Source organism: Ningiella ruwaisensis (assembly GCF_004798935.1).
GTDB classification, from domain to species: Bacteria; Pseudomonadota; Gammaproteobacteria; order Enterobacterales; family Alteromonadaceae; genus Glaciecola; species Glaciecola ruwaisensis.
Genome location: NZ_RAHT01000011.1, coordinates 49,248 through 72,094 on the forward strand (window position 1 = coordinate 49,248; position 22,847 = coordinate 72,094).

A 22,847-nucleotide genomic window follows, 5' to 3' on the forward strand; every position below is an offset into this window, starting at 1 on the left:
TGTGTAACGCGTTTAATTAAGAGGGCGCATTTTATACAGCAACGCGGCAAAAAATACAACTAAAATTCGAGCTAAAGGCGATCTTTTTAAGGCCTCGCGGCTATTTTGATTACAAAAGCCCACGTCGGGCGAACGAAACCGCTTTTCCATCCCCAATAACAAAATGATCTAATACGGTCACTTCGACCAGTTGCATGGCCTGTTTGATTTTTTGTGTGATGGCAATATCCGACTGGCTGGGTTCAGCGCGCCCACTGGGATGATTATGGGCTAAAATAACGGCTGCTGCATTATCTTCCATCGCTTGCTTCACTAATTCGCGAGGATAGACGGCTGCGCTGTTGATGGTTCCCTGAAACATTTCCCGATAGGCAATGAGCTGATGTTGACTGTCTAGCATTAACATAGAAAATACTTCTCGCTGCTTATCACGCAATTGGGATATTAAATAATTAGAGGCATCATCAGCATGGCAAAAGCTGCGCTCACGCACCATTTGCTCGCTTAAGTGCCTTTTTTGAAGTTCGATACTGGCTTGTAATACCGCATATTTGGCAGCGCCAAAGCCCGGTGTACTCATCAACTTACGCTTAGGCGCCTGAAGTAAAGAGCGAAGCGAACCAAAGCGCTGTAGCGCCGATTTAGCAAGCTGCACAGCATTTTGCCCTTTAACACCCGTTTGTAAAAATATCGCCAATAATTCTGCGTCACTTAAATTTTGCGCTCCGTAATGCAATAATTTTTCGCGAGGGCGCTCTTGTTCTGGCCAATCTAATATTTTCATGTTCCCATCCTTGGATAACAATGGTTTAATAATACAAGAAATTGCTTTCGCAATACGTGAAATGGATATGCATCTGAACACACCATATCGAACATTTTGCCTGCGATTAGGATAAGTATGCAACTTGAACAAAAGAATGTATTAGTTGGCGTAAGCGGCGGCATTGCGGCCTATAAAACACCGGATCTTGTCAGAAAACTTAAAGCACAGGGCGCAAATGTTCGAGTTGTGTTAACCGAATCAGCCACACATTTTGTATCAAGTCTTTCCCTACAAGCCGTATCTGGTGAAAAAGTGAGCACTCACTTATTAGATGAAGATGCAGAGGCTGGCATGGGCCATATTGAACTGGCTCGCTGGGCTGACATCTTTTTAATTGCACCTGCAACCGCAAATTGTATTGCAAAGCTTGCTACTGGTTTGGCAGACGATTTACTGAGCACGCTTGCGCTCGCTACACCTGCGCCTATTTTAATAGCACCGGCGATGAACCAACAAATGTGGGCCGCAAAAGCAACCCAACAGAATATGCAAACCTTGCTAGACAGGGGTGTGGCGCAGTTAGGGCCGGCATCCGGCGAGCAGGCCTGTGGCGATCTTGGTTATGGACGCATGCTGGAACCGGTCGAAATAGTCGAAGCGTTAGCGAGTTTTGTTGCTATTAATCTGGCTGACGATAATCACTTATCTGATGAAATGCAGCCAAAGCCGCTTGCAGGCAAACAAGTTATGATTACGGCCGGGCCCACTCGAGAGGCGATTGACCCTGTTCGTTACATCAGTAACCACAGCTCCGGTAAAATGGGTTTTGCGTTGGCAAGAGCAGCGCAAAATTTAGGCGCTAAAGTGACCTTGATATCAGGTCCCGTTAGTCTTTCCACACCTGATGGTATAACTCGAGTAGATGTTACCAGCGCACAAGAAATGTTAGATGCGGTAGAAAAAGACATCGACTCTCAAGATGTATTTGTAGCCTGCGCAGCGGTTGCTGATTATCGAATTGCGCATGAGAATACGCAAAAACTGAAGAAAAAAGCTGAAGACCTTGTTCTTACATTTACTAAAAACCCTGATATCCTTAAGCGTGTAGCTCAACGAAAAAATGCACCATTTACCTTAGGTTTTGCAGCTGAAACACAGGATGTCGAAGCATACGCTCGCACAAAGCTTGAAGACAAAAAGCTGAATATGATAGCCGCAAATGATGTATCGCAAGCAGATATAGGATTTAACTCTGATCAAAATGCATTGCTTGTGATTACTAAAGATAACACTCGCAAACTGGCAAAAGCTAGTAAAGACTCACTTGCACGCGATTTGTTGAAAATTGTGTCAGATGAGTTATTTAAATCACATAAGAAGTAGAAGATAGATTAATTATGCCTGCAGCAAAACGCCCAAACAGAAAGGCCCAAATATTACAATCACTCGCTGGAATGCTTGAAACCCACCATGGGCAGCGTATTACCACAGCAAAATTAGCAGAAGAAGTTGGTGTATCAGAGGCCGCGCTTTATCGCCACTTTCCCTCAAAAGCCAGAATGTTTGAAGGCTTAATTGAGTTTATTGAAGAGACACTCTTTTCTAGAATCAACAAAATAATAAGCGATGAAAAAGATGCCGCCAACCGATGCCAACTGATTTTGCATCTTTTGCTGGGCTTCGCCGAAAAAAATCCGGGCATAACGAGAATATTAAATGGCGATGCCCTAATGGGTGAACAAGAGCGCCTTCGAGAGCGCATCGCTCAGTTATTTGATCGTCTTGAGGTTCAGCTAAAGCAAGTATTACGCGAGCGTAAACTGCGAGAAGGAAAAGCGTCTTCTGTTGACGAAGGATTGCTTGCCAATATGCTTATTTGTTTTGTCGACGGTAAAATCAATCAATATGTCCGCAGTCAATTCAAACGACGCCCAACGCAGCAATTTAATGAGCATTGGGCGCATATCAAAAGCTCTTACTTATAATTTGCTATTAAACGCCGGTTGAACCAGGTTGAGCTGGGCGCTTACTTGCGCCCAAAGGTTTTTCCAAAAAAGCTATCTTCATTCCAGGTGGGTCGCTCTGGCGCATCGGCAAGCGTGCTACCTATTTCAAAATTGACCTGAGTAAAGGTCCTTGCGGCGTCCCAATTAAAATCCTGATGCATGTCATCTGAGGGTCGATGATAGTGCGTAGCCAGAAAGTTCCCCAAGGCTTTACTGCCATCCACCCCAGGTGTCTTTGATTCAATACCCGTTACTAAAAATACGGCTGGTACGCCTTGCTTCACAAAAGCATAGTGATCAGAACGCGTAAAAAGATTTTGTTCAGGCCACGGATCATCCGTCAGTTTAATTCCCGCATTAGCCGCAGCAGATTCCACATAGGATCCCATGCTGCTATGGCTAGCACCAAAGGCAATAACATCAGCAGACTCATAGGTTAATAAAGGCATATCTAAATTGACATTTGCCACAATCGAACGGATATCCACCGTTGGATGTTTTGCAAAATAGTCTGCACCCAGTAAGCCTTTTTCCTCTCCTGTTACGGCCAAGAACATAACTGACCGCCTTGGTGCTGTTGATAACGCGGCAAACATTCGCGCGGTCTCAAGCATTACTGAAGTGCCTGAAGCATTATCCATCGCGCCATTATTAATGCGGTCTTTTTCCACCGATTTGGAGATACCCAAGTGATCAGAATGAGCTGTAAATACAACATATTCATTTTTTAGTATTGGATCGCTACCCGGTAAAACTGCCGCTACATTCGGGCTGCTTAACTCTTCATGAACAGATTGACTGCTGATGCTTACCGTTACCGGAATGTCGAACCCTTTTACATGCCTATCATCTTCTAACGCGGCATAAATGTCTTTAATAGGCTTCGGCGCGTCTGCAAAGAGTGTTTCAGCGCTCTGCATATTTAAATAAGCGCCGCCTTGCAACTGTGGATAAGTATTACCAACATTCCCTTTTTCATCCACCCAGCGCATTCGAGGCGCATGAATGTAATTGAGTGAACGCTCGTAAGGGCGCACTTTCTCACCTGCCGGAGTTTGCACCGTGATCATACCAATAGCCCCCTTTTCGACGGCATATTTGGCTTTTTGGGCACCAGACGAAAGATGCGCACCCTCTTCATTTTCCAGAGACTTGGGCTTGCCTGATAACACAACAACAATCTTATCTTTGACATTCATATTGTCATAATCATCAATGCCAAATTCAGGCGCTACAATACCGTAGCCGACAAACACCAATGGAGCAGACACATTTGACTCTACTCGTACTGCGCTAGGGCTCACAATAAAATCTTTTGGATAACTCAACTCGTAGTTCCCGTCAGGACTTTGAACCATGAAGCGCGGGGATTCCTGAACCAGGCTGGTTTTTCTGAAGGTAACACGCTGCATATAAGAGCCGTTTTCGCCCGCGGGCGCCAATCCATATTTCTTAAATTCGCCAGCGATATACAGAGACGCTATTTCATGACCTCTTGAGCCGGTATCTCGGCCTTCTAAAAGATCATCAGCTAAAAATGCCATGTGCGCTTTAATGCGCTCAACCTCTACATCTGGTTTTACCTGCTGGGCACTACTGACTGCTGATGTCTGAGTTTGAGCGCATCCGAAAAGGAGCAAACTGAAAATGCTGGCACAAAGCGCCGCTACAAAAATGTGTTTGGATAATCTCACACGTATGTCCATTGTCTATCGTTCAAAACGTGCTTTATATCACAATTGTAATGGCGATGGCGTAGCGCGTGCTTGTTATTAATAATTGCTTACACAATTTCAGGTTTTATCGTTTTGGCACAGGTCCTAGCATGCTTAATAAGATGCGCGTCTAACTGTGTGAGCTTAAATCGTCGAACGGTGTGAGCATAAGTCAGAGTGCCCATCTGCGCTTGAACTCTGCCGCTTGTCTTTTAGAAATCATAACCTTTTGTCTGTTTTTCAAATGTACGCTGAAACTCCCATTGTCCAACGCTTCGATGTTTTCAATAAAATGGGTATTCACCAGCCAGCTGCGGCTGGCTTTAAAAAACTGAGCAGGGTCTAGCCGTTCAAAAATACTGCCAATTGATTTATAAACGCAGGGCGCAGCATCGCGCAAATGCACCTTTGTATAATTCCCAAGAGCTTCAAACGCATAAATATCATCGATACAAATGAAATAACAATGCTCTCTATCTTTAATAAAGATGCGTCTATCAGGCGTCAGTTTTTGATTATTTGAAGCAATCTTTACCTTTTCCAACGATTTGATTAAACGCTCTTTACGGACCGGTTTAAGTAAATAGTCTAAAGCATTAAACTCAAAAGACTTGATGGCATACTCATTAAAGGCAGTCACAAAAATAACCTGGGGGACTTGTTCTGTCTGTTGCAATAGATCAAAGCCATCTCCATCAGGTAAATCGATGTCTAAAAGCAAAAGATCAACTGTCTTTTCAGATAAAACATCGAGCGCTTCGCTAACGCTTGCTGCCTCAGCAACAATTTCTACTTCTGTTAGGTCTGATAATTGTTGCCTTAGCTCAAGACGTGCAAGTCGGCTATCATCTACGATCACTACCCGCATTTAGACAAGTCCCTTTTCTTTTACTTGCGATTCGGTTTCAGATTCGAGATATTGAAGCGGTATTTTCATTCGCGTCGTTGCAAGATTATCGGCAATATTCAAAGCAAAAAATGGCTTTACTTCGCTGTTTTCAGGATATAACAGTGTCAAACGCTGTCGGATATTTTTTAGGCCTACACCTGCATTGAGGTACTCACTTGCATTGTCATTTTGACGATCAGGTTTTGCCGAAATCGCTTCGTTAACAGGATTGGTTATTTGCACACTTAGGGCGTTATCAGCTTCAATGCCAACTGTTAATGCAACTTTACCCCCCTTTTTTAACTTGCTAATACCGTGTTTTATGGCGTTTTCGACACAAAGCTGCAATACCATTCTTGGAATTAGCGCGTTTTCGGCACGCTTATCGACTTGCGCTTCAAAGTTCAGCCGCTCTTCAAACTGAATTTTACAAAGCGCAATAAACTGCTCAACTACCGCTAGCTCCTTTTTCAATATGACCTTACTGTCTTTATGCTGCTCGAGTGTGTAGCGTAACATATCAGCTAATTGAGCAAGGGAATCCCTTGCTTTTTGCGGCTCTTCTAAAATCCGTGCCCGAATATTGTTTAACGTATTAAATAAAAAGTGGGGATTAAGCTGCTGAGAAAGCGCCTCCAGTCGGCTACTCGCCAGCGCTTCTTTCGCCGCGTAAAGCTGACGCGCTTTAATCAGAACCAAATAAGCGCTTGACCATAAAACAAGCGCACTAAACATATTGTACCAGTTGCCCCAAAACAGCGTATTAACAGCAAACATAACACTGTCAGAAGGTATATGAGGGATCAGTTGAAAATAGCTGAACGCGAGAATACATAAAATCAGCATGAAGCTGCCAAACGCAGCACCGAGTATGGATTGAAAAATAAAATAAACAACCTGCAGAAGCACTGCACGATGACTCATAAAACGAAGAAACAAATAGCGTATGAAATAAGAATAAAGCGCCGTACTGCCAATCAACGCCGCAGCAAAATATAACTCATATTCCGTTAGCCCTCTGGATAAATGGATCGTGGTCGTTATTACGATAAAAACCGCTAACCATGCAACACATTGGTAGTAATGAAAATAGCTTGATTGCATTAAATACTCTGTAAAGAAGCGTCACCACTTAATAAATCGTGCGCCAGCTTATCAAAATTAGCGGCCTGGCTGTTGAGCATCACAACCGCACGTGAACCGTCAAGGTAAAATCCTAAAAATGCGCTAAATCCTCCTGTCATTCCGTTATGCCAGGCGTAGGGTTTTCCTCTCTTGTCCTTTCTCATCATCCATGCCAATCCTTGCTCACAGCAATCCCCTATTGCAAGGTATGGCGTAAATAACAGCTTTGCAAGCGCGGTATCTTTGTTAGCTTCTGACATCATATGACGCGCATAATTTGACATATCGTCTAGCGTTGATACAACCGCACCCGCCCCGGACGCGGCCGCAAACTCCCAGGCTACCACCGGCTCGCCCAAGGTATTATACCCTTGAGCTAATTTTTTGCTGCGCATCAAAGCTGAGTCAGCCAAATAAGTGGATTGCATGCTTAGCGGAGCAAATAGCACCTTTTCAAATTGCTCAGATAAGCTTGATTTGGCATTAATCGCTAAAACTTCTCCTAATAGTGCATAAGCAAAATTTGAATACGCGTGGGGATGTGCTGTTTCTTCCAGACTCAAATTTTTTAAATCACGTGAGAGATCGTCTCTTGAAATATGCGCATAAGGATTTGTCATATCAAGCGAATTGGAAAGGCTTGGCGGCACGCGCGCTAAACCGCTGGTGTGAGTGGCCAAATCCTGAAGCTTAAGCGATGGGCCATCCTCAAAAAATAGTGTGAGTGGATCAGATAAGTGCAATTGTTGTTCAAGCGATTGGAAAGCAAGCAAGTAAGCGGTCATCGTTTTTGTGATAGAGCCAATTTCATACTGCGTGGATGTATTATGATTGGCAAAATAACGTGTTTGAGTCTCATTAGGCTCGATAATGGCGATCGCACCGCCTTGTTCGCCAAAGGTAGGTGGAACAAACTGTAGATGAGCGTTTTCTTGAGTCACCTTTTTCAGGCTTAAAGACATTGGCATTCCCTGTATAAAGGTTCCTTCATAGACGGCTACTTGCTTGTCACCTGAGGAGCTTTTACCAGAAGCGCTCTCTCCAGAAAATTTGGCGCCAATCATTTTAGAGGTAAAACGCAAACTTTCATCGTTTATCGTAATTTGTTCAATTGGAATACCAAAGCTGTTTTGTGAGGGGCTATCTAAAGTAGCGGAATAAGCATCCTTTATCACGGCAACGTTTAAGGCAAGTGGCAAGGTTGAGTTTTCGTTTACAAGCAAATCGCCAGTGTATTTACCTTCGTACTGCATTCTTGCCAAATCGCTCTCATCTAACTTTCGTAAAGTCAGCGGCATTTTTCTTCCCTGCGTGAAAGTACCGCTGATTTTATCGCCTTCAATAACTCCTTCAAAGCTGGCACTTAGGCCCTCATCTTTAAATGTTAAGGTATTTCCATCTATCAAAAAGGCAGTGGGCGCTCGCTCATACATGCCTTGATTTGGACTGCTTAACGTCAGCGTTTTATTTTCATCACGCACTTCTATCCCTAGTGCAAGGTATACCCCTTTTTGCACCTGCAGTTCACCCCGCCAAATTCCATCGATAATCATAGCTTGATCATTTGCTGCATAACTAAAATACGAAATAAACAAACCAATCAGCAATAAAATGGCGTTTACAATTTGTTTTAACGTAGACATATACGCTCCTTTTTTGTAGATACACCGCAAATCTAGCGCGAATATTAAAGCTATGCATAACTTTATGACGAACGGGAAATAAAGATGATAAACGGAAGGTCAAAAGTGTTGTGAACAAAAATTATACTACCCTCTGTTTAAAATGCGTTACTATGCTTTACAAGAACAAATATTCTAAGCGCTTAATGTACAGCTCTTTTTTTAGCTTTTATTACTTGAGCGTATGGAATGAGAGGGATTAACATGCCCAAGCAAGCCAAATATAAATTAGAAAATGTATTGGAGCGCGCATTGACGCTAGTGATGCAAAAGGGTTACCGAGGCTGCTCTATGCAAACACTTATTGCACATACTGGTTTTAATCGCCGAGCCTTTTATATGCATTTCAAAAATAAGGAAGACTTTTTTGAGGCGCTTTTACAACATTATTTGCAGGCGCATTTACTGCCACTAAACTTGCACTTGCATACGTCAACCAATGCGCAAAAGTGTGTACAACACTATTTTGAACATTATCGTCAGCATATCGCCAATAAGGGCTGCTTGCTTACACGTTTGATTGTGGAAATGGGGAATAGTAACCATAGCGTTCAGCATCACGCCAGGTGGTTTTACGATCAGTTGCAACTAGAGTTTATTGGATTACTGGAGCGCGCACAGCAGCATGGTGATTTGTCTCCAAGAGTAAATATTGAGCATCAGGCACTCAAACTTACCTGTTTGGCGCAAGGGTTTACAATTACCAGCTATATAAAACAAGGCGATGAAGACATAGGAGTGCTTATTCAGTCTATATTTGATTTGAGTGCATAGACAATAATAGATGCTCATCTTAAAACATATGCCTTGTTTAAACATGCACCACTTAATATTGGACATACTATGATTAAAACGTTTTTAACTATTTCCATGTTTTGTGTTGCGTTAGCGCTCATAGCAAGTTGTTCCAGTTCCTCTGGCGTGCGTTCTTCTTCGCCACAAAAACCTCACCACACAAAAGACGGGTTTAAAAATCTTTATGTTCAAGACAGCGAGAAAAACTTTTTTGATTTTTTAAAAGTACGCTTTTTTGGAGAGACGGAATGGGCAGATCATCGACTGTATGCTGATGATGTGCCTTTTCAAAAGGTAGAACTCAGCAAACTTAAGATGCCAGCAAGAGATGGACAGGTTACGTGGTTAGGTCATTCCAGTTTTTTGATACAAATGGCGGGTTTAAATATTCTTACCGACCCGATTTTTTCTGAACGCGCTTCGCCCATCCCGTTTGCAGGGCCTAAACGATATAAAGCGCATGCGATGGATTACGCTGAACTGCCTCATATCGATATCGTATTGATAAGCCATAATCATTATGATCATCTTGATTCGCCGTCCTTGCAAATGCTCGCCCAGCGAGCAACTCAGACAAGCAGCAAAAGCAACATTCCCACCCAGTTTTACGTGCCCTTAGGTTTAAAAACCTTCTTGGAGGATTTAGATATTCCTGGTAAGCAAATAAGTGAAATGGATTGGTGGAATGTATTAAAGGGACCAAAAGCCAGTGAAGCGTATCAGGTGATTGCGCTGCCATCTCAACACTGGTCTGCAAGAGGAACAAATGACAGACGCGAGACCTTATGGGCAAGTTATGCAGTAAAAGCGGCAGGTAAAACGATCTATTTTGCAGGCGATACCGGCTACAACGACGTGCAATTTAAACAAATTGGGCAATATCTGCAGTCGGTTGACCTGGCACTAATTCCAATAGGAGGTTATTTACCCCGGGATTTTATGCGGCTTTATCATGTTAACCCTGAAGAAGCGCTTCGCATTCATCAAGACATTGGGAGCAAATTCTCCATCGGTATGCATTGGGGAACATTTCCCATGACAGCAGAAGCACCTATGGAGCCACCGCTTAAATTAAACGAGCAGCGCAGGTCGCTAGATATCTCTGAAAATGCATTCATTACAATCGCTATTGGTGAAACCTATCTATTGAATTAAGCGCACTTAACCATACATTACTAATTCACTTGAGTTAATTTTGAGCACTTTGAGGTAGTATGAGTCAGTCTCGCCCTATTTATCGTATCCAGTTTATCAGTTGCGGTGAACGCTATGAGCTGTACGTGCGTGAGTTGGTTTCAAGCCAGGTTTTTGGCTTTATTGAAATTGCGGATTTTGTGTGGGACAACCATACTGAAATTGTTGTCGATCCAAGCCACGAAAAGCTTAAAGACGAATTTGCCAAGGTGAACCGCACCTACATTCCTATGCACAATGTTTTGCGAATAGACCAAGTAGAAAAGCAAGGTTCAGCAAAGATAAGCCAATTGTCAGAGAAGGTAACGCAGTTACATTCACCCATTTATACCCCTAAAAAATAGCCTTTTTGAGGCCAATCATTTGAGATAGTGCATTTTTTATTGAGTTATTAGTCAGTTTGCTTATAGTTAGGCGCATTAATGTAGTGCGCCTGTTCCAATGGCGCTTCGCCATCCATATTTGCATCAGTAAGAATGTAAGATGGCATTATCATAAGGCTCTCAATATTATGAACGCTGTGCACTCTATACCCGTCAACCTTCTTCGTTTATTTGCGTCTGATACACTAAAAAAGATTTTTCAAAAGTCTGTCTTGGCAGGAGCTGTCTTTTTTATCTTTTTGCTGTCTGCTCATACTTATGCACAAACAGAAACCAAGCAAGATACAAAATCGCAGGTTTTGCATGAGCTACTATCTCGCGTTTGGGAATATGAATTATCGCAGTTTCCACAGTTGGCAAAAAGCGAAGGTTTGAGGCCCTCTCAAGCGCTGACAGACATTCGTTATTCTGCACTACAAGCAAGGGATAAAGCCTTTCGCTCATTTTTAGATGAGCTTAACAGTATTGATTTTGATGAACTGAATGAACAAGACCAAATTTCATATTTAATGCAGGCTTATCGATTAAACAATTATATCGATAATTTTACTTACCATGATTATCGCGTTCCCATTACGTCTGAGTATGGGTTTCACAGCAGCTTAGGGCGTATGCCAGATTCGGTTGTATTAGATTCGCAGCATGCCGTAGAAGACTACTTTGCTTTATTAGACGCTGCGCCTCAGTATATAAAACAGAATATCGCCTACATGAAAGAAGGCCTTGAAGTGGGGCATTCGCAACCGCAAGTGGTGCTTATCGGCTTTGAAGACTCTATCCGTCCTTTTACGGTAAGTGATATTGAAAACCATCCGTTTTTCGCGCCATTTAAAAAGACGGATAAAAACCTCATCAACAAAGAGCTTATGGCACAAGCCAAAGAAAAAGTCGCTTTGGTACAGGCTGCCTATCAGGCTTTTTATGATTTTTTTATTAATGAATATAAGGTAAAAGCAAAAACGGATATTGCGGCAAGTAATTGGCCTCAAGGCGAGGCATTTTATAATAACCGCATAAAACACTTCACAACTACCGACTTAAGCGCAAAAGATATTCACGAGATTGGCTTAAGTGAGGTCGCACGCATCAGAAGTGAAATGCAAGAAATTATCGACTCGCTTAATTTTGAAGGTGATATCAACGCTTTTATTGAGTTTTTGCGCACCGATGAACAGTTTTATGCCAAAACGCCCGAAGAGCTAATTATTACGGCGTCTTATATTGCCAAACAGATGGATGCCAGGTTGCCTAAACTGTTTTACAAGATGCCGCGCACGCCTTATGGCGTTGCTCCTGTACCTGACAGTATCGCGCCTAAATATACAACTGGGCGTTATATCTCTCCAAGTAGCGATGATGAGCCTGGCTATTATTGGGTCAACACTTATGCCCTGGATAAGCGTCCTTTATACGCATTGCCTGCGCTTACTTTACACGAAGCAGTACCAGGCCATCACTTTCAAATATCACTTGCAGCAGAAATGCAGGATTTACCGGCTGTAAGACGTAAAACCTATATTTCGGCCTTTGGTGAAGGCTGGGGACTTTACTCTGAATACTTGGGGCTGGAAGTTGGCATGTATGAAGACCCTTACGATAACTTTGGCCGTTTAAGCTATGAAATGTGGCGTGCGTGCCGCTTGGTGGTCGATACAGGCATGCATGTGTTTGGTTGGAGTCGAGAAAAAGCACTTGACTATATGCTTGAAAATACGGCTTTGAGCGAGCATAACGTGCGCACTGAAATTGATCGTTATATATCATGGCCGGGGCAAGCACTTTCTTATAAAATAGGCGAAATTAAAATTAAACAATTACGTGAAAAAGCAGAAGACGCGCTTGGTGAGCAATTTGATTTGCGCGCATTTCACGACGCCGTATTAGCAAATGGTTCAGTACCATTGTTTATTTTAGAACGCAAAATTGATCAGTTTATTGCAAGCTATCAAACGCAAAACAAGTAAGTACCTCAAGAAATAAGGATGTAGAATGAAAAAGTTAGTCATACTGGTCATAGCGCTATTAGTGGCCTTTGCTTTAATTGCCCCTAAATTTTCAGGCGATTCGTTTAATCAGCAGTTGGAACGTTTTAGTACAGCTATAAACGATTCTGGCGTATATAAAGTGAGTATCACACAAAAAGAACAATCCTGGTTTAGCACCAAAGCCAATATGAGCCTCGAACTGGTCATGCCAAGCACTGCTAATCAGGCGGAATTACCAGATATGTCGGCGGATTTTGAAATACTCGCTCAGCATGGCCCTGTTTTAACTCAAAATGGTTTTGGTTTAGGTTGGCTAGCCTGGTCCGTTAATTTGCTCACCGGAGAACTTCCAGAAAGCCTTAGTTTTGAAGGTGAAGGTCCACTTTATCATGCGCGTGGAAATATGAGCTTGTTTGGCGGAACGTCTTATCAAGATGAGATACTCGCCATGCAATATACTGATCCTCAAACTAATATGGTGATGAGTACCAGTGGTTGGCAAGGCGAAGGATATTTTGATGCGAGCCAGTCGGAATACGAAGGACGCGTAGACTCGCTTGAACTATCGATGCCTGATATTTATTCAATGAATATGTCGGATGTATCTTTGAGTTTTTCAGCCGATGTTTCGCTTAACAAAATTTTAGAAAGTCAGTTTTATAATGGCACAGGTGATATCAACATGGCTTCAATGAGCATTGAAAACCTTGTTGAAAATACGCAAGTTGAACTTGATAGCTTAAGCATGAACTCACGCGTTGAGGTGGATGAACAAGCCGGGCTGGCTGATACGAATATGAGCATCAGTTTAAATACTTTAACCACGCCAGAAATGAATCTGCAAGATATGTTAGTCAAACTTGAAGTTAACAAACTGCAAGAAGCTTTTCTCCAAGCATATCAAAACATGAATAAAGCCGTAATGGAAAATCCGCAACAAGCCCAGTCCATTATGCAAAAGACCATGCAAAATCATTTGTTGCCGCAGCTTCAGGCAGAGCCAGAGTTTAACGTAACAGAGTTTGTTGCAACCTTAAATGATGGCAAGCTAACAATGACCTCCCTGAATAAGATAGTGGGTGTAGATAGCTTACCGCCAACTCTGGAAGATCCTGGCTTTTGGGTTTCACATGCAAACTCAGATACACAAATGCAAATAGACAATAGTGCAGCCATGTTTATTGCCGGTCTGGTGCTCAAAGCACAGTTGGCAGGTAATCCGCAAATAGCGCAGATGGATGACGCACAACTTGCTCAGGTAATTGCGCAGCAAAGTGAAGTCACCTTAAATACACTTGTCCAGCAAGGTTTATTAGTAAAAACCGAAGAACAATATACCTTGAACTTCAACCTTAAAGACGGGCAAGCGAGCTTAAACGGTAATCCAATGCCTTTGCCGCTTTAAATATCGTGCTGTTTAAAATAAAAACCAGCTTCGGCTGGTTTTTTTGTTTTAAGCTTAAATACTTTGCTAATGAAGTGCTTAGACAATTTTAGGGCCTGACTAAAATAGAAAGAGTTGATCACTGATTAAAAATATTTATACTGTACAAACATACAGTATAAATGGTGGCATATGAATCCTATTCTGCATGAACTGCAAAACAAGCAATGGGTATGGACAGCCGCACAATCCAGATGTAGCTCGGCAGACTCATCGCGTGTAAAAACCGGTTTTAAACACTTGGATAAGGCCTTATCTGGCGGCTTTCCTGCTGCAGGCATGGTGCATATCCACAGTCACTTAGGTTGCGGGGAACTGCGTCTAATGTTAGCCGCTTTACAAGCTCAAACTATGCGGCAAATAAAAGAAAATGAGACTCAAACAGCGTCAGAAAAAAACGCAGCATCGAATGATAAGCTTTGGGTCTTTATCGCGCCGCCTTTTGTTATTAATGCAGAGTTTTTGTTGGCGCATAATATCAATTTGAATCAAGTCATTCTTATTCAGCCCGACACTTACGAGGAAGTCTTGTGGAGTGCTGAGCAGTGTGCAAAAAGCGGCGCGTGTGCATCGGTATTTATATGGCAAAATACGCTCAAGCACCAGCAGGTTAGGCGGCTGGAGCTTGCATCGCTACAGGGGCAATGTCACTGTTTTTGGTTTGATAACAGCCAGCAACAAAAAAGCAATTTGCCTTTGAGCCTATCCTTATCGCTAACGCGCGAGGACAGCGATATCTTGCAGGTGAAAATCAATAAACAAAAAGTGGGCTGGGCAAAAGCCCCGGTAAAAGTGAAAGTGCCTTTTGTTTGCCGGACGGGAAAGCTGTTCACACAAAAGCAAACCCCGCTTGCCGGAAAAAACATTGTGCATTTGCACAAGCTTACTTAAGCGGTTTTTGCTATGCAGTTTGATACTCGCTCTTTATGGATCTATCTGCATTTTTCGCAGCTACAGCTTGATACGATTGAACAATCCTACTCTAAATCAGTAGATCAACAGGCTCAAGTAAAAGAGCCGCTTGCTGTATATCACGCCCAAAGTAATCAGCTTGTACAAATCAATCATGCGGCTCAGTCGCGAGGTATTAAACGTGGTATGGGATTGGCCAGTGCAAGCCTGTTATATTCAAATTTAAAGCTCTTTGAATATAAGGAATCGCTTGAAAAAACACATTTGACTCAGCTCGCGAATGCCTTGTATTTGATCACTTCAGATATTGTGATAATGGAGCCCAGCGGATTAGTGTTACGCGCACAAAATATGCTGCATTTGTATGGCGGACTCAAGCCTTATTGGCATAGCGTGTCACAAGTATTGGCTAAGCATGGCTTTCACTATCAAAGTGCCTGCGCTTTTTCTATCCAGGCAGCAAAGCTGATGGCCCGCTTGGGAGTAGGCATCATTAGCGATGAACGCAGCGCAATCAACACCCAACTTAAAGCCTGCGCTTTGCATGCCAGCGACATACTTCCTAAAGATATTGAAAAATTAAAACGGATTGGTGTGATGCAAGTCGCCGAACTTGATCGTATTCCTTTATCAGAACTTGCTAACCGCATCAGTCGCTATAGCCTGGATATTATTTCTGAGCTTCGCGGGCAAGCGCCCTCTAAGGTTAGTTTTTTTCAGCCAAAAAGCCATTATCGTGATTATATTGAGCTTTTGTACGAAATTACAAACACCGATAAGCTACAGCCAGTACTTAAGCATACTTTAGAAAAATTTAGCCAATTTTTGTATCTACGCAATGCTCAATGTCTGCATATTGATATACAATTATTTCAGCGAGAACATGAACCGATGCTGCTTGGTGTTGACAGCGCCATGCCAATTTATCGCAGCCAGGATTGGCTTGAAATAATCACTCTGAAACTTGATAAGGTTCAACTTTTATCACCCATCTATGCAATTGCTCTGAGCTGTGATGAATACGAAAATGTTGCTTTGAGCAATGAGGATTTTTTTGCACGCAAATCCACCCATATTGCAGCCATGTCATTATTATCACGATTAGGCGGTAAATTGGGCAGTGATAAAATACGTGGCTTACGTTTTGTGCAAGATTTCAGACCTGAATGTAGTTCTCAGCTTTGTGACTACACTGCTATCGCTAGTAATGGTGAGCCTAACGCAACAAAGAGCGCTGAGAATAGTATTTTTGCTGATAGACCCGGACTGCTTTTAGCTGAACCAAGTTTGCTGACACAAAAAGTCAAAGTAATAAAAGGGCCCGAGCGAGTATTAAGTGGTTGGTGGGAAGATAAAAATGTCAGTCGCGACTACTACATAGGACAAAGTGATCAAGGACAGCAACTGTGGCTATTTAAAACGCCTGAGCAACAATGGTATTTGCATGGCTACTTCATCTAAGCTGCCTGTTATTCCATCAAAAACGCCGCGCTTTGCTGAGTTAATATGCCAGTCAAATTTCTCATTTTTATATGGTGCTTCTCACCCTGAAGAATATGTTCGCCAAGCTTATTTTTTGGGTTACCAAGCCATTGGGATCACTGATGAATGTTCAATGGCCGGTGTAGTACGTGCCTATACAGAGATAAAAAACAATCACATTCCAATTAAACTTATTGTTGGCAGTCTTTTTCGTTTTCACGAACAAACACTTGTTTTACTTTGCCCAAATAAAGAGGCGTATCGAGAGTGCTGCCGAATTATTACCAATGCACGCCGACGTGCCGAAAAAGGCGAATATTCACTTGCAGAATGGGACTTAAAAAGCATCAAACACTGCTTTTGTTTATGGCTACCTAGCGGCAACGCTGACAAGGATAAACATTGGGGAGCCTGGCTGCAAAAACATTATAAAGAACGTTTATTCTTGGTTATTAAACGCTGGTTAGTCCCAAATGAAGATGAGTATATCCATCACTGCCAATTAATGGCGCAACAATTTGATTTAGAAATTATTGCCAGTTCTAAAGCCTGCATGCACGACAGCAGTCGCTTGAGTTTACAACATTGCATGCAAGCTATTGATAAAGGAATATGCGTAAGTGAGTTAGGGCGTAGCGCGCTTTCAAATGCAGAGGCATGTTTGCGCCCGCTAAATAAGCTAGGGCAGCTCTATCCTCACTCATATCTTGAAAACGCTGCGATACTTGCACAACGTTGTCAATTTTGCCTGTCGGAACTTGCTTATGAATACCCTGCAGAAGTAGTTGCACAAGGCATGACACCCAGTGATTATTTGCGTTTTTTAGTTGAAAAGGGAATTAAACTGCGCTTTCAGGAAGGTTTACCGGCAGATATTCGCAATACTATTGAAAAGGAATTAACGCTGATTAAAGAGCAGCATTACGAGCACTTTTTTCTCACTATTTACGATATTGTGCAATTTGCTAAGCGTCAGGGGATTTTATATCAAGGCCGGGGATCTGCTGCAAACTCAGTTGTATGTTATTGCCTTGAAATAACAGCAGTAGATCCAAGACAAATCAGCGTGCTCTTTGAGCGGTTTATTTCAAAAGAACGCAACGAACCACCCGATATTGACGTTGATTTTGAACACGAACGGCGTGAAGAGGTTATTCAATATATTTATCAAAAATACGGTCGCCAGCGTACTGCATTAGCCGCCACCGTTGTATGTTATCGCTTCAAAAGCGCCTTACGAGAAGTTGGAAAGGCATTAGGGGTGAACGCAAGCGATTTGGATTTTTTCATTAAAAATGTCAATCGGCGAGACAGAGCCTTAAGCTGGCAATCGCAACTAGGCGAGCTTGGCATTGAGCCAGAATCAAGTTTTGCAACGCGTTTCATTAGCCTAGTTGAACAACTCATGGGCTTTCCGCGTCATCTGTCTCAGCACGTTGGTGGCTTTGTTATTTCAGCAGGCCCTTTGTATGAACTAGTGCCCATTGAAAATGCCGCAATGCAAGATCGAACGGTGATCCAATGGGATAAAGACGATCTTGAAAGTTTAAGGCTGTTAAAAGTCGACGTGCTGGCTTTGGGTATGTTAACCGCCATTCGCAAATGCTTTGATTTACTTGAGCGGCATTATCAGCAAGCTTGTAGCATTCCATTTATTACCAAACTTGGGGACGACCCTCAAGTTTATAAGCGAATACAAAAAGCAGATACAGTGGGTATTTTTCAAATCGAGTCGCGAGCGCAAATGTCTATGTTGCCACGCTTGAAACCTGCCTGTTATTACGATCTTGTGGTACAAATTGCCATTGTTCGGCCAGGTCCTATTCAAGGCGATATGGTGCATCCCTATTTACGTCGGCGCGATAAAAAAGAAGCTGTGAGCTACCCTTCAAAAGAAATCGAGGCCGTACTGTCTCGCACAATGGGTGTGCCTATTTTTCAAGAGCAAGTGATTCAGCTTGCCATGGTAGCTGCAGGTTTTAGTGGAGGTGAGGCAGACCAACTCAGAAGAGCTATGGCCAGTTGGAAAAAAAACGGTGCATTGCATAAATTTCGCGACAAGTTAATTAAAGGCATGACCAAACGCAACTACTCTTCAGCTTATGCCGAGCGTTTGTTCGAACAAATTTGTGGATTTGGTGAGTATGGATTTCCTGAATCTCATTCGGCTTCTTTTGCTGTTCTTGCCTACGTATCTGCCTGGCTAAAACATTATTATCCAGCCGTATTTTATGTGGGTTTATTAAACTCCTTACCTATGGGTTTTTATACCGCATCACAGCTTGTGCAAGATGCAAAACATCACAAAATCGAGGTTCTTTCGTGCTGCGCGCTTGCGTCAGATTACGATCACACACTTGTTTTTAATAAAGGTCAATATGCAATCCAGCTAGGCCTGCGTTTGGTTAAAGGCTTGAAAGAAAGCTCAGCCAAAGCCTTAATTGATGAACGCCAACAAAAAAGTGTTCACTCCCTTGCCGCAATCAAGGCTTTAGGGCTACCAGACAGTTGTATGCAAGCGTTAGCCAGCGCAAATGCTTTTGCCTGCTTTGCCAATAATCGATTTAATGCTCGTTGGCAATTAATGGATGATATAAGTAAGTTGCCGCTTTTTGCAGAATCTCTAAAACCTACTAAATCATTGGACGTGAGTACTAAGCATGAAATACAAAGGGTACAGGATGCTTACAAAGACTACATTCGTCAACCTAGCTTGTTTGATAACTTATTAGAAGACTACGCCAGCACTGGTTTATCGGTAAATCAACATCCAATTTCCATGCTTTTAGAAGCCAATTTACTGCCTAAATTTACATTGGCCAAAAACTTAAAAGTAATTGAACATAAGTCATTGGTTAAAGTAATAGGTGTCGTTGCATGTAAGCAAAGCCCCGGTACAGCTGCCGGTGTCACGTTTATTACCTTAGAAGATCATACTGGCAATACTAATGTGATCATTTGGCAACGCTCAGCAAGAGCCCAAAAGCAAGCTTATTTGAATGCTAAAATATTGCAGGTTAATGGTATCTTGGAACGTGGCGACGGTAATGTGATCCACGTAATAGCCGGCAAACTGATTGATCAAACCCATTTATTAGCTCAGTTGGATATTAAATGCAGAATGTTTAGGTAAGACTTCAAGTCAAGCGCTTGAATAAAACACTTTGCACTTTACAAGCACCAAACTGCGCAAATTTTTGATTGTCTGGCAATTAAATGGCCTTCAGCACAATAATGAACAAAGATGAACATGCTCCAAATAGGTTTTCATTAATTGCTAAACAAATTGGGCTATTATCCGATAAATCCATAGGTATTACTTTTACTGCCTAATTGTCTTGTTTAATACCATTATGTGATACGGGGTCAAAACTATATGCGAACGTTGCAATCTGCATTAATGCAAATAAGCTTGGTTTTTTGCCTTTTTTGTATCAATAGCAAAAGTGTATATGCGTATGGCATTATTACAGATGATGCTTACACGCTAGATACAAAGCAAACGCCGCCCACTTCAAAATCAAAGAAAACCTTTGTAATTGGGGTATCGAATGTCAATCACTTTCCACAGTTTGATTTTAATCGAGACGAAGACAAGGGAGTTAGCTGGGCGATTCTTGAGGCTTTTGCAAAACGCTACAATTACAAATTTGAATATAGACCTCTACCGCCCGTTCGTTTGCAGCGAGCTTTGAACGACGAGAGTATCGATTTTATTTATCCTGATAATCCAATCTGGACAGCACACCGCTCAAATAAAGATACAAACATATACAGTATTCCCATTGTCGAAGCCGTCAGTTCAACCTTTGTAATGAGCCAAAACCATGACTTAAAACCCTCAGAGGTTCATACTGTTGCCATACCTTATGGTTATACACCGCTTACATGGCTTCCTCATATTGATAAATACAGAATGACTGTCATTCCATCAAAGGATTTAGAAACGGCCATGCATCTTATAAGGACTGGAGAAGCTATGGCAGCAGATATCGAATATAACGTTGCCCAAGACATAATGAAAAACAACCCGTTTCTATCTAATATTTCCTTAAATAAACATTTACCGAATAAAAAGGTTGCATACCAACTGTCCACCATCAAACATATATTAGTCTTAGAGCAATTAAGTCAATTCTACATAGAACAGAAAAGTGTGATTGAGATGCTTGAAGATATATATGGCATTAAAAAATACGAAGACGTATTCACGCCTGCCATTCCTAAACCAGCATCAGACTAGCAGCTAATCCTGTCATGACAATAACCAACCATCGATAGCTTGTCTCAGGAATACGCTTTACAACAATGATACCGATTAGTGCTCCTATGGCAATGACTGGCAGAAGACTCAAATTAAGCAATATTGAATTAACTGAAATGGTTTCCCAACTGAATATATGAAAAGGAACTTTAAAAACATTGATAATGAGAAAAAACCAGGCGGCTGTGCCTATATATTCATTTTTAGGTAGGCGCATACTCAATAAATAGACCGCCATCACAGGACCTGCCAAATTTCCAACCATCGTTGTAAAACCACCTAATGCACCCATTAATATCGCAAACCAAAGATAGTCTGGGATCACACTTCGATCGATACGTTCTAAAGCAATCATGATGGCCAGGCTCAGAAAAATTATAAGCGCCATAATTTGTGCAAATAACGCGTCGTCTATTAGATTCCCAAATACTGTCGCTAAAATAACGCCAATGCCAGCAGACGGAAAAAGTTTTATTAAATATTTCCAGTTTGCGTGCCTATGATAGTAAGTTACTGCAAATAGATCAGCTATGATCAGCATGCCTAGTACAATGCCCACTGATGCCTTAGCGCCAAAAATAAGCGCCATCAATGGAACCACTAGCATGCCAACACCATGCAACCCTGTCTTGGCTAAACCAATCAAAATGCCACAAAGCGTTAGCAGGAGTGTGTGTTCAAGCGTAAGGGAATAATTAAAAAGAGTAATCAATACTGACTTAAATGAAATAATTTACATTACATTATTTAAGCTTGCTTGGCTTTTCAAGAATAAAAACATCAAATAGGGGGAAAAGTAGCTGGCAAGAGCAGAGTTTCCTTGCCAGCTAGAATATATTAGTCTTCTAGGTCCGCAGCAGAGAATTCAGCGTAGGTAATTTCACCATCGCCATCCGCATCAACTTCATCAAACATTGCGCTTAATGTTGCATGCGCACTCGCTTCTGATTGAGAAATAGTGCCGCTTTGGTCAACGTCTAGAGAATTAAAGAGCTCTTCAGATGCCATTGCAGATACTGACAAGGCAGCAGCGAAAAGCGTAGACAAGGTGTAAGCTATCGTTTTTTTTGATAATGACATAATAGTCTCCTTTCAATCATCATTCTATTTAGCACCCGAATTGGTGCGTCATTAGTGACATTACATCATTCGTGCCATATATTTTTTTTACATACATTTCAATAATTTATAAACATACATTCTCCCTGGCCTGTTTTTCAAAACGATAATCTGTCTGTTGTTTGATACGTGATCTGCTATTGCGTGCGTCAAAAATAGTAAACCCCTGTTTATTATGAATAAATTTAAGTCTTCAACTAGCAACACCCTTCCCATTAAGACTGCTCAACTAGGTATGCCGGTATTGAGAGTCTTACATAGCTCTTAAGAAGGTATATGAATTGCAGGCCTAGGATGTATATTGACAATCGTATATTTTTCTACGGTTAATCAGAAAGTTACGAAACGCAGGTAAATGCAAAGGGAAAAATATACATACCATGGAACGTAAGAAATTCAAATTTACATCACTATAAATAATCGAAGTAGTATTGCAGAGGTGAATAATGATAAACACAAATTTGGTATTAGTCGCTAATGGAAGTGAAGCTAAATTATATAAGTATGAAGATCATGGACGTAAACTTGTTCAAATTGACAATGTGTCTAATGCACACCGAAAAGACAAAGACAGTGATATCGTTACTGACAGACCTGGTGTTAGAAGCAGTGGGGCAGGAGCAACCAACAACATGGATGCAATGACATCAGAAACATCACCAAAAGAAGAGGCAAAGCATGAATTTATCAGAACAGTTGTAGATCGATTGGAAGATATGAGAAAAAACCCGGGTATTTCGTCAATCGACTTAGTTGCCAGCCCGTCCGTGCTCGGTATTGTTAAAAATGAAATGAACGACCATTTGATGAAGAAAATTGATAAAACAATAGACAAAAATTTGGTATCAGAGACTCCTGAACAAATCTTAGACTATTTGAAACAAATAAATTAATTCATTTAAACCAAAAAGCCCTAGTCAAGTGACTAGGGCTTGGAATGGGAGTCCCGGTAACCGGCGACGGACAATGTGCTCCGTTGAGCGCACAGCTCGTCACATCGGGAGACCCCACACCATCCCTTGCCAGTTACTGGGCGTCCGGTAACCGGCGTGGCGTAATACGTTTCATTTCTGCGAAGCAGAAACA

19 protein-coding genes are annotated in these 22,847 nt (G+C 41.9%); 12 read left to right on the top strand and 7 right to left on the bottom strand.

The annotated features are described in order from the left end of the window. Window positions 1-109: 109 nt before the first annotated feature. Window positions 110-784: a RadC family protein gene (radC, locus tag D6V41_RS17235; protein ID WP_136252791.1), complete on the bottom strand. Its 675-nt coding sequence runs from the start codon at window positions 782-784 to the stop codon at window positions 110-112. A gap of 117 nt (window positions 785-901) precedes the next feature. Between radC and coaBC the strand changes: the two genes are divergently transcribed. Together coaBC and slmA are read left to right on the top strand one after the other, a co-directional pair. Beyond that, the gene (coaBC, locus tag D6V41_RS17240; RefSeq protein ID WP_136252792.1) at window positions 902-2,149 is read left to right on the top strand and encodes a bifunctional phosphopantothenoylcysteine decarboxylase/phosphopantothenate--cysteine ligase CoaBC; all 1,248 of its coding nucleotides are present in this window, start codon (window positions 902-904) and stop codon (window positions 2,147-2,149) included. Window positions 2,150-2,163: 14 nt separating this feature from the next. Beyond that, window positions 2,164-2,751, top strand: a complete 588-nt coding sequence (gene slmA, locus D6V41_RS17245) for a nucleoid occlusion factor SlmA (protein ID WP_136252793.1) — start codon at window positions 2,164-2,166, stop codon at window positions 2,749-2,751. Between the two features lie 41 nt (window positions 2,752-2,792). Here slmA and D6V41_RS17250 read toward each other — a convergent pair whose 3' ends face one another. The 4 genes from D6V41_RS17250 to D6V41_RS17265 form a co-directional block, all read right to left on the bottom strand. Next, window positions 2,793-4,421, bottom strand: coding sequence for a M28 family metallopeptidase (locus D6V41_RS17250; protein WP_421907943.1), 1,629 nt, complete (start codon window positions 4,419-4,421; stop codon window positions 2,793-2,795). Between the two features lie 238 nt (window positions 4,422-4,659). Then, window positions 4,660-5,355: a LytR/AlgR family response regulator transcription factor gene (locus D6V41_RS17255; protein WP_136252795.1), complete on the bottom strand. Its 696-nt coding sequence runs from the start codon at window positions 5,353-5,355 to the stop codon at window positions 4,660-4,662. Beyond that, on the bottom strand, window positions 5,356-6,480 hold the full coding sequence (locus tag D6V41_RS17260) for a sensor histidine kinase (protein WP_136252796.1): 1,125 nt from the start codon (window positions 6,478-6,480) through the stop codon (window positions 5,356-5,358). Further along, window positions 6,480-8,144, bottom strand: a complete 1,665-nt coding sequence (locus D6V41_RS17265) for a serine hydrolase domain-containing protein (RefSeq protein ID WP_136252797.1) — start codon at window positions 8,142-8,144, stop codon at window positions 6,480-6,482. Before D6V41_RS17265 ends, D6V41_RS17260 begins: the two co-directional genes overlap by 1 nt. A gap of 243 nt (window positions 8,145-8,387) precedes the next feature. On the opposite strand from D6V41_RS17265, the gene D6V41_RS17270 reads away from it, so the two are divergent. The 9 genes from D6V41_RS17270 (at window position 8,388) to D6V41_RS17310 (ending at window position 20,621) form a co-directional block, all read left to right on the top strand. Beyond that, entirely contained in the window at window positions 8,388-8,957 is a 570-nt protein-coding gene (locus tag D6V41_RS17270; RefSeq protein ID WP_168711074.1) for a TetR/AcrR family transcriptional regulator, read from the top strand. Between the two features lie 69 nt (window positions 8,958-9,026). Then, on the top strand, window positions 9,027-10,133 hold the full coding sequence (locus tag D6V41_RS17275; protein ID WP_136252799.1) for an MBL fold metallo-hydrolase: 1,107 nt from the start codon (window positions 9,027-9,029) through the stop codon (window positions 10,131-10,133). A gap of 59 nt (window positions 10,134-10,192) precedes the next feature. Continuing rightward, on the top strand, window positions 10,193-10,516 hold the full coding sequence (locus D6V41_RS17280) for a DUF1820 family protein (protein ID WP_136252800.1): 324 nt from the start codon (window positions 10,193-10,195) through the stop codon (window positions 10,514-10,516). A gap of 167 nt (window positions 10,517-10,683) precedes the next feature. Further along, window positions 10,684-12,519 carry a DUF885 domain-containing protein gene (locus D6V41_RS17285; protein ID WP_136252801.1) on the top strand — a complete coding sequence of 612 codons (1,836 nt, stop codon included), beginning with the start codon at window positions 10,684-10,686 and terminating at the stop codon, window positions 12,517-12,519. A 25-nt stretch (window positions 12,520-12,544) separates the two neighbouring features. Beyond that, window positions 12,545-13,945, top strand: a complete 1,401-nt coding sequence (locus D6V41_RS17290; RefSeq protein ID WP_136252802.1) for a YdgA family protein — start codon at window positions 12,545-12,547, stop codon at window positions 13,943-13,945. A 171-nt stretch (window positions 13,946-14,116) separates the two neighbouring features. Then, window positions 14,117-14,875: a recombinase A gene (locus D6V41_RS17295; protein WP_136252803.1), complete on the top strand. Its 759-nt coding sequence runs from the start codon at window positions 14,117-14,119 to the stop codon at window positions 14,873-14,875. A gap of 12 nt (window positions 14,876-14,887) precedes the next feature. Next, the gene (locus D6V41_RS17300; RefSeq protein WP_136252804.1) at window positions 14,888-16,357 is read left to right on the top strand and encodes a Y-family DNA polymerase; all 1,470 of its coding nucleotides are present in this window, start codon (window positions 14,888-14,890) and stop codon (window positions 16,355-16,357) included. After that, window positions 16,341-19,511, top strand: coding sequence for an error-prone DNA polymerase (locus D6V41_RS17305; RefSeq protein ID WP_136252805.1), 3,171 nt, complete (start codon window positions 16,341-16,343; stop codon window positions 19,509-19,511). Before D6V41_RS17300 ends, D6V41_RS17305 begins: the two co-directional genes overlap by 17 nt. A 243-nt stretch (window positions 19,512-19,754) precedes the next feature. After that, window positions 19,755-20,621, top strand: coding sequence for a type 2 periplasmic-binding domain-containing protein (locus D6V41_RS17310; RefSeq protein ID WP_136252806.1), 867 nt, complete (start codon window positions 19,755-19,757; stop codon window positions 20,619-20,621). On the opposite strand, the gene D6V41_RS17315 is transcribed toward D6V41_RS17310, so the two are convergent. After that, entirely contained in the window at window positions 20,602-21,354 is a 753-nt protein-coding gene (locus tag D6V41_RS17315; protein WP_136252807.1) for a sulfite exporter TauE/SafE family protein, read from the bottom strand. The two genes, D6V41_RS17310 and D6V41_RS17315, sit on opposite strands and share 20 nt — an antisense overlap. Window positions 21,355-21,479: 125 nt before the next feature. Continuing rightward, window positions 21,480-21,722, bottom strand: a complete 243-nt coding sequence (locus D6V41_RS17320) for an EF-hand domain-containing protein (protein WP_136252808.1) — start codon at window positions 21,720-21,722, stop codon at window positions 21,480-21,482. 485 nt (window positions 21,723-22,207) lie between these two features. Between D6V41_RS17320 and D6V41_RS17325 the strand changes: the two genes are divergently transcribed. Next, window positions 22,208-22,654, top strand: coding sequence for a host attachment protein (locus D6V41_RS17325; RefSeq protein ID WP_136252809.1), 447 nt, complete (start codon window positions 22,208-22,210; stop codon window positions 22,652-22,654). Window positions 22,655-22,847: the final 193 nt, after the last annotated feature.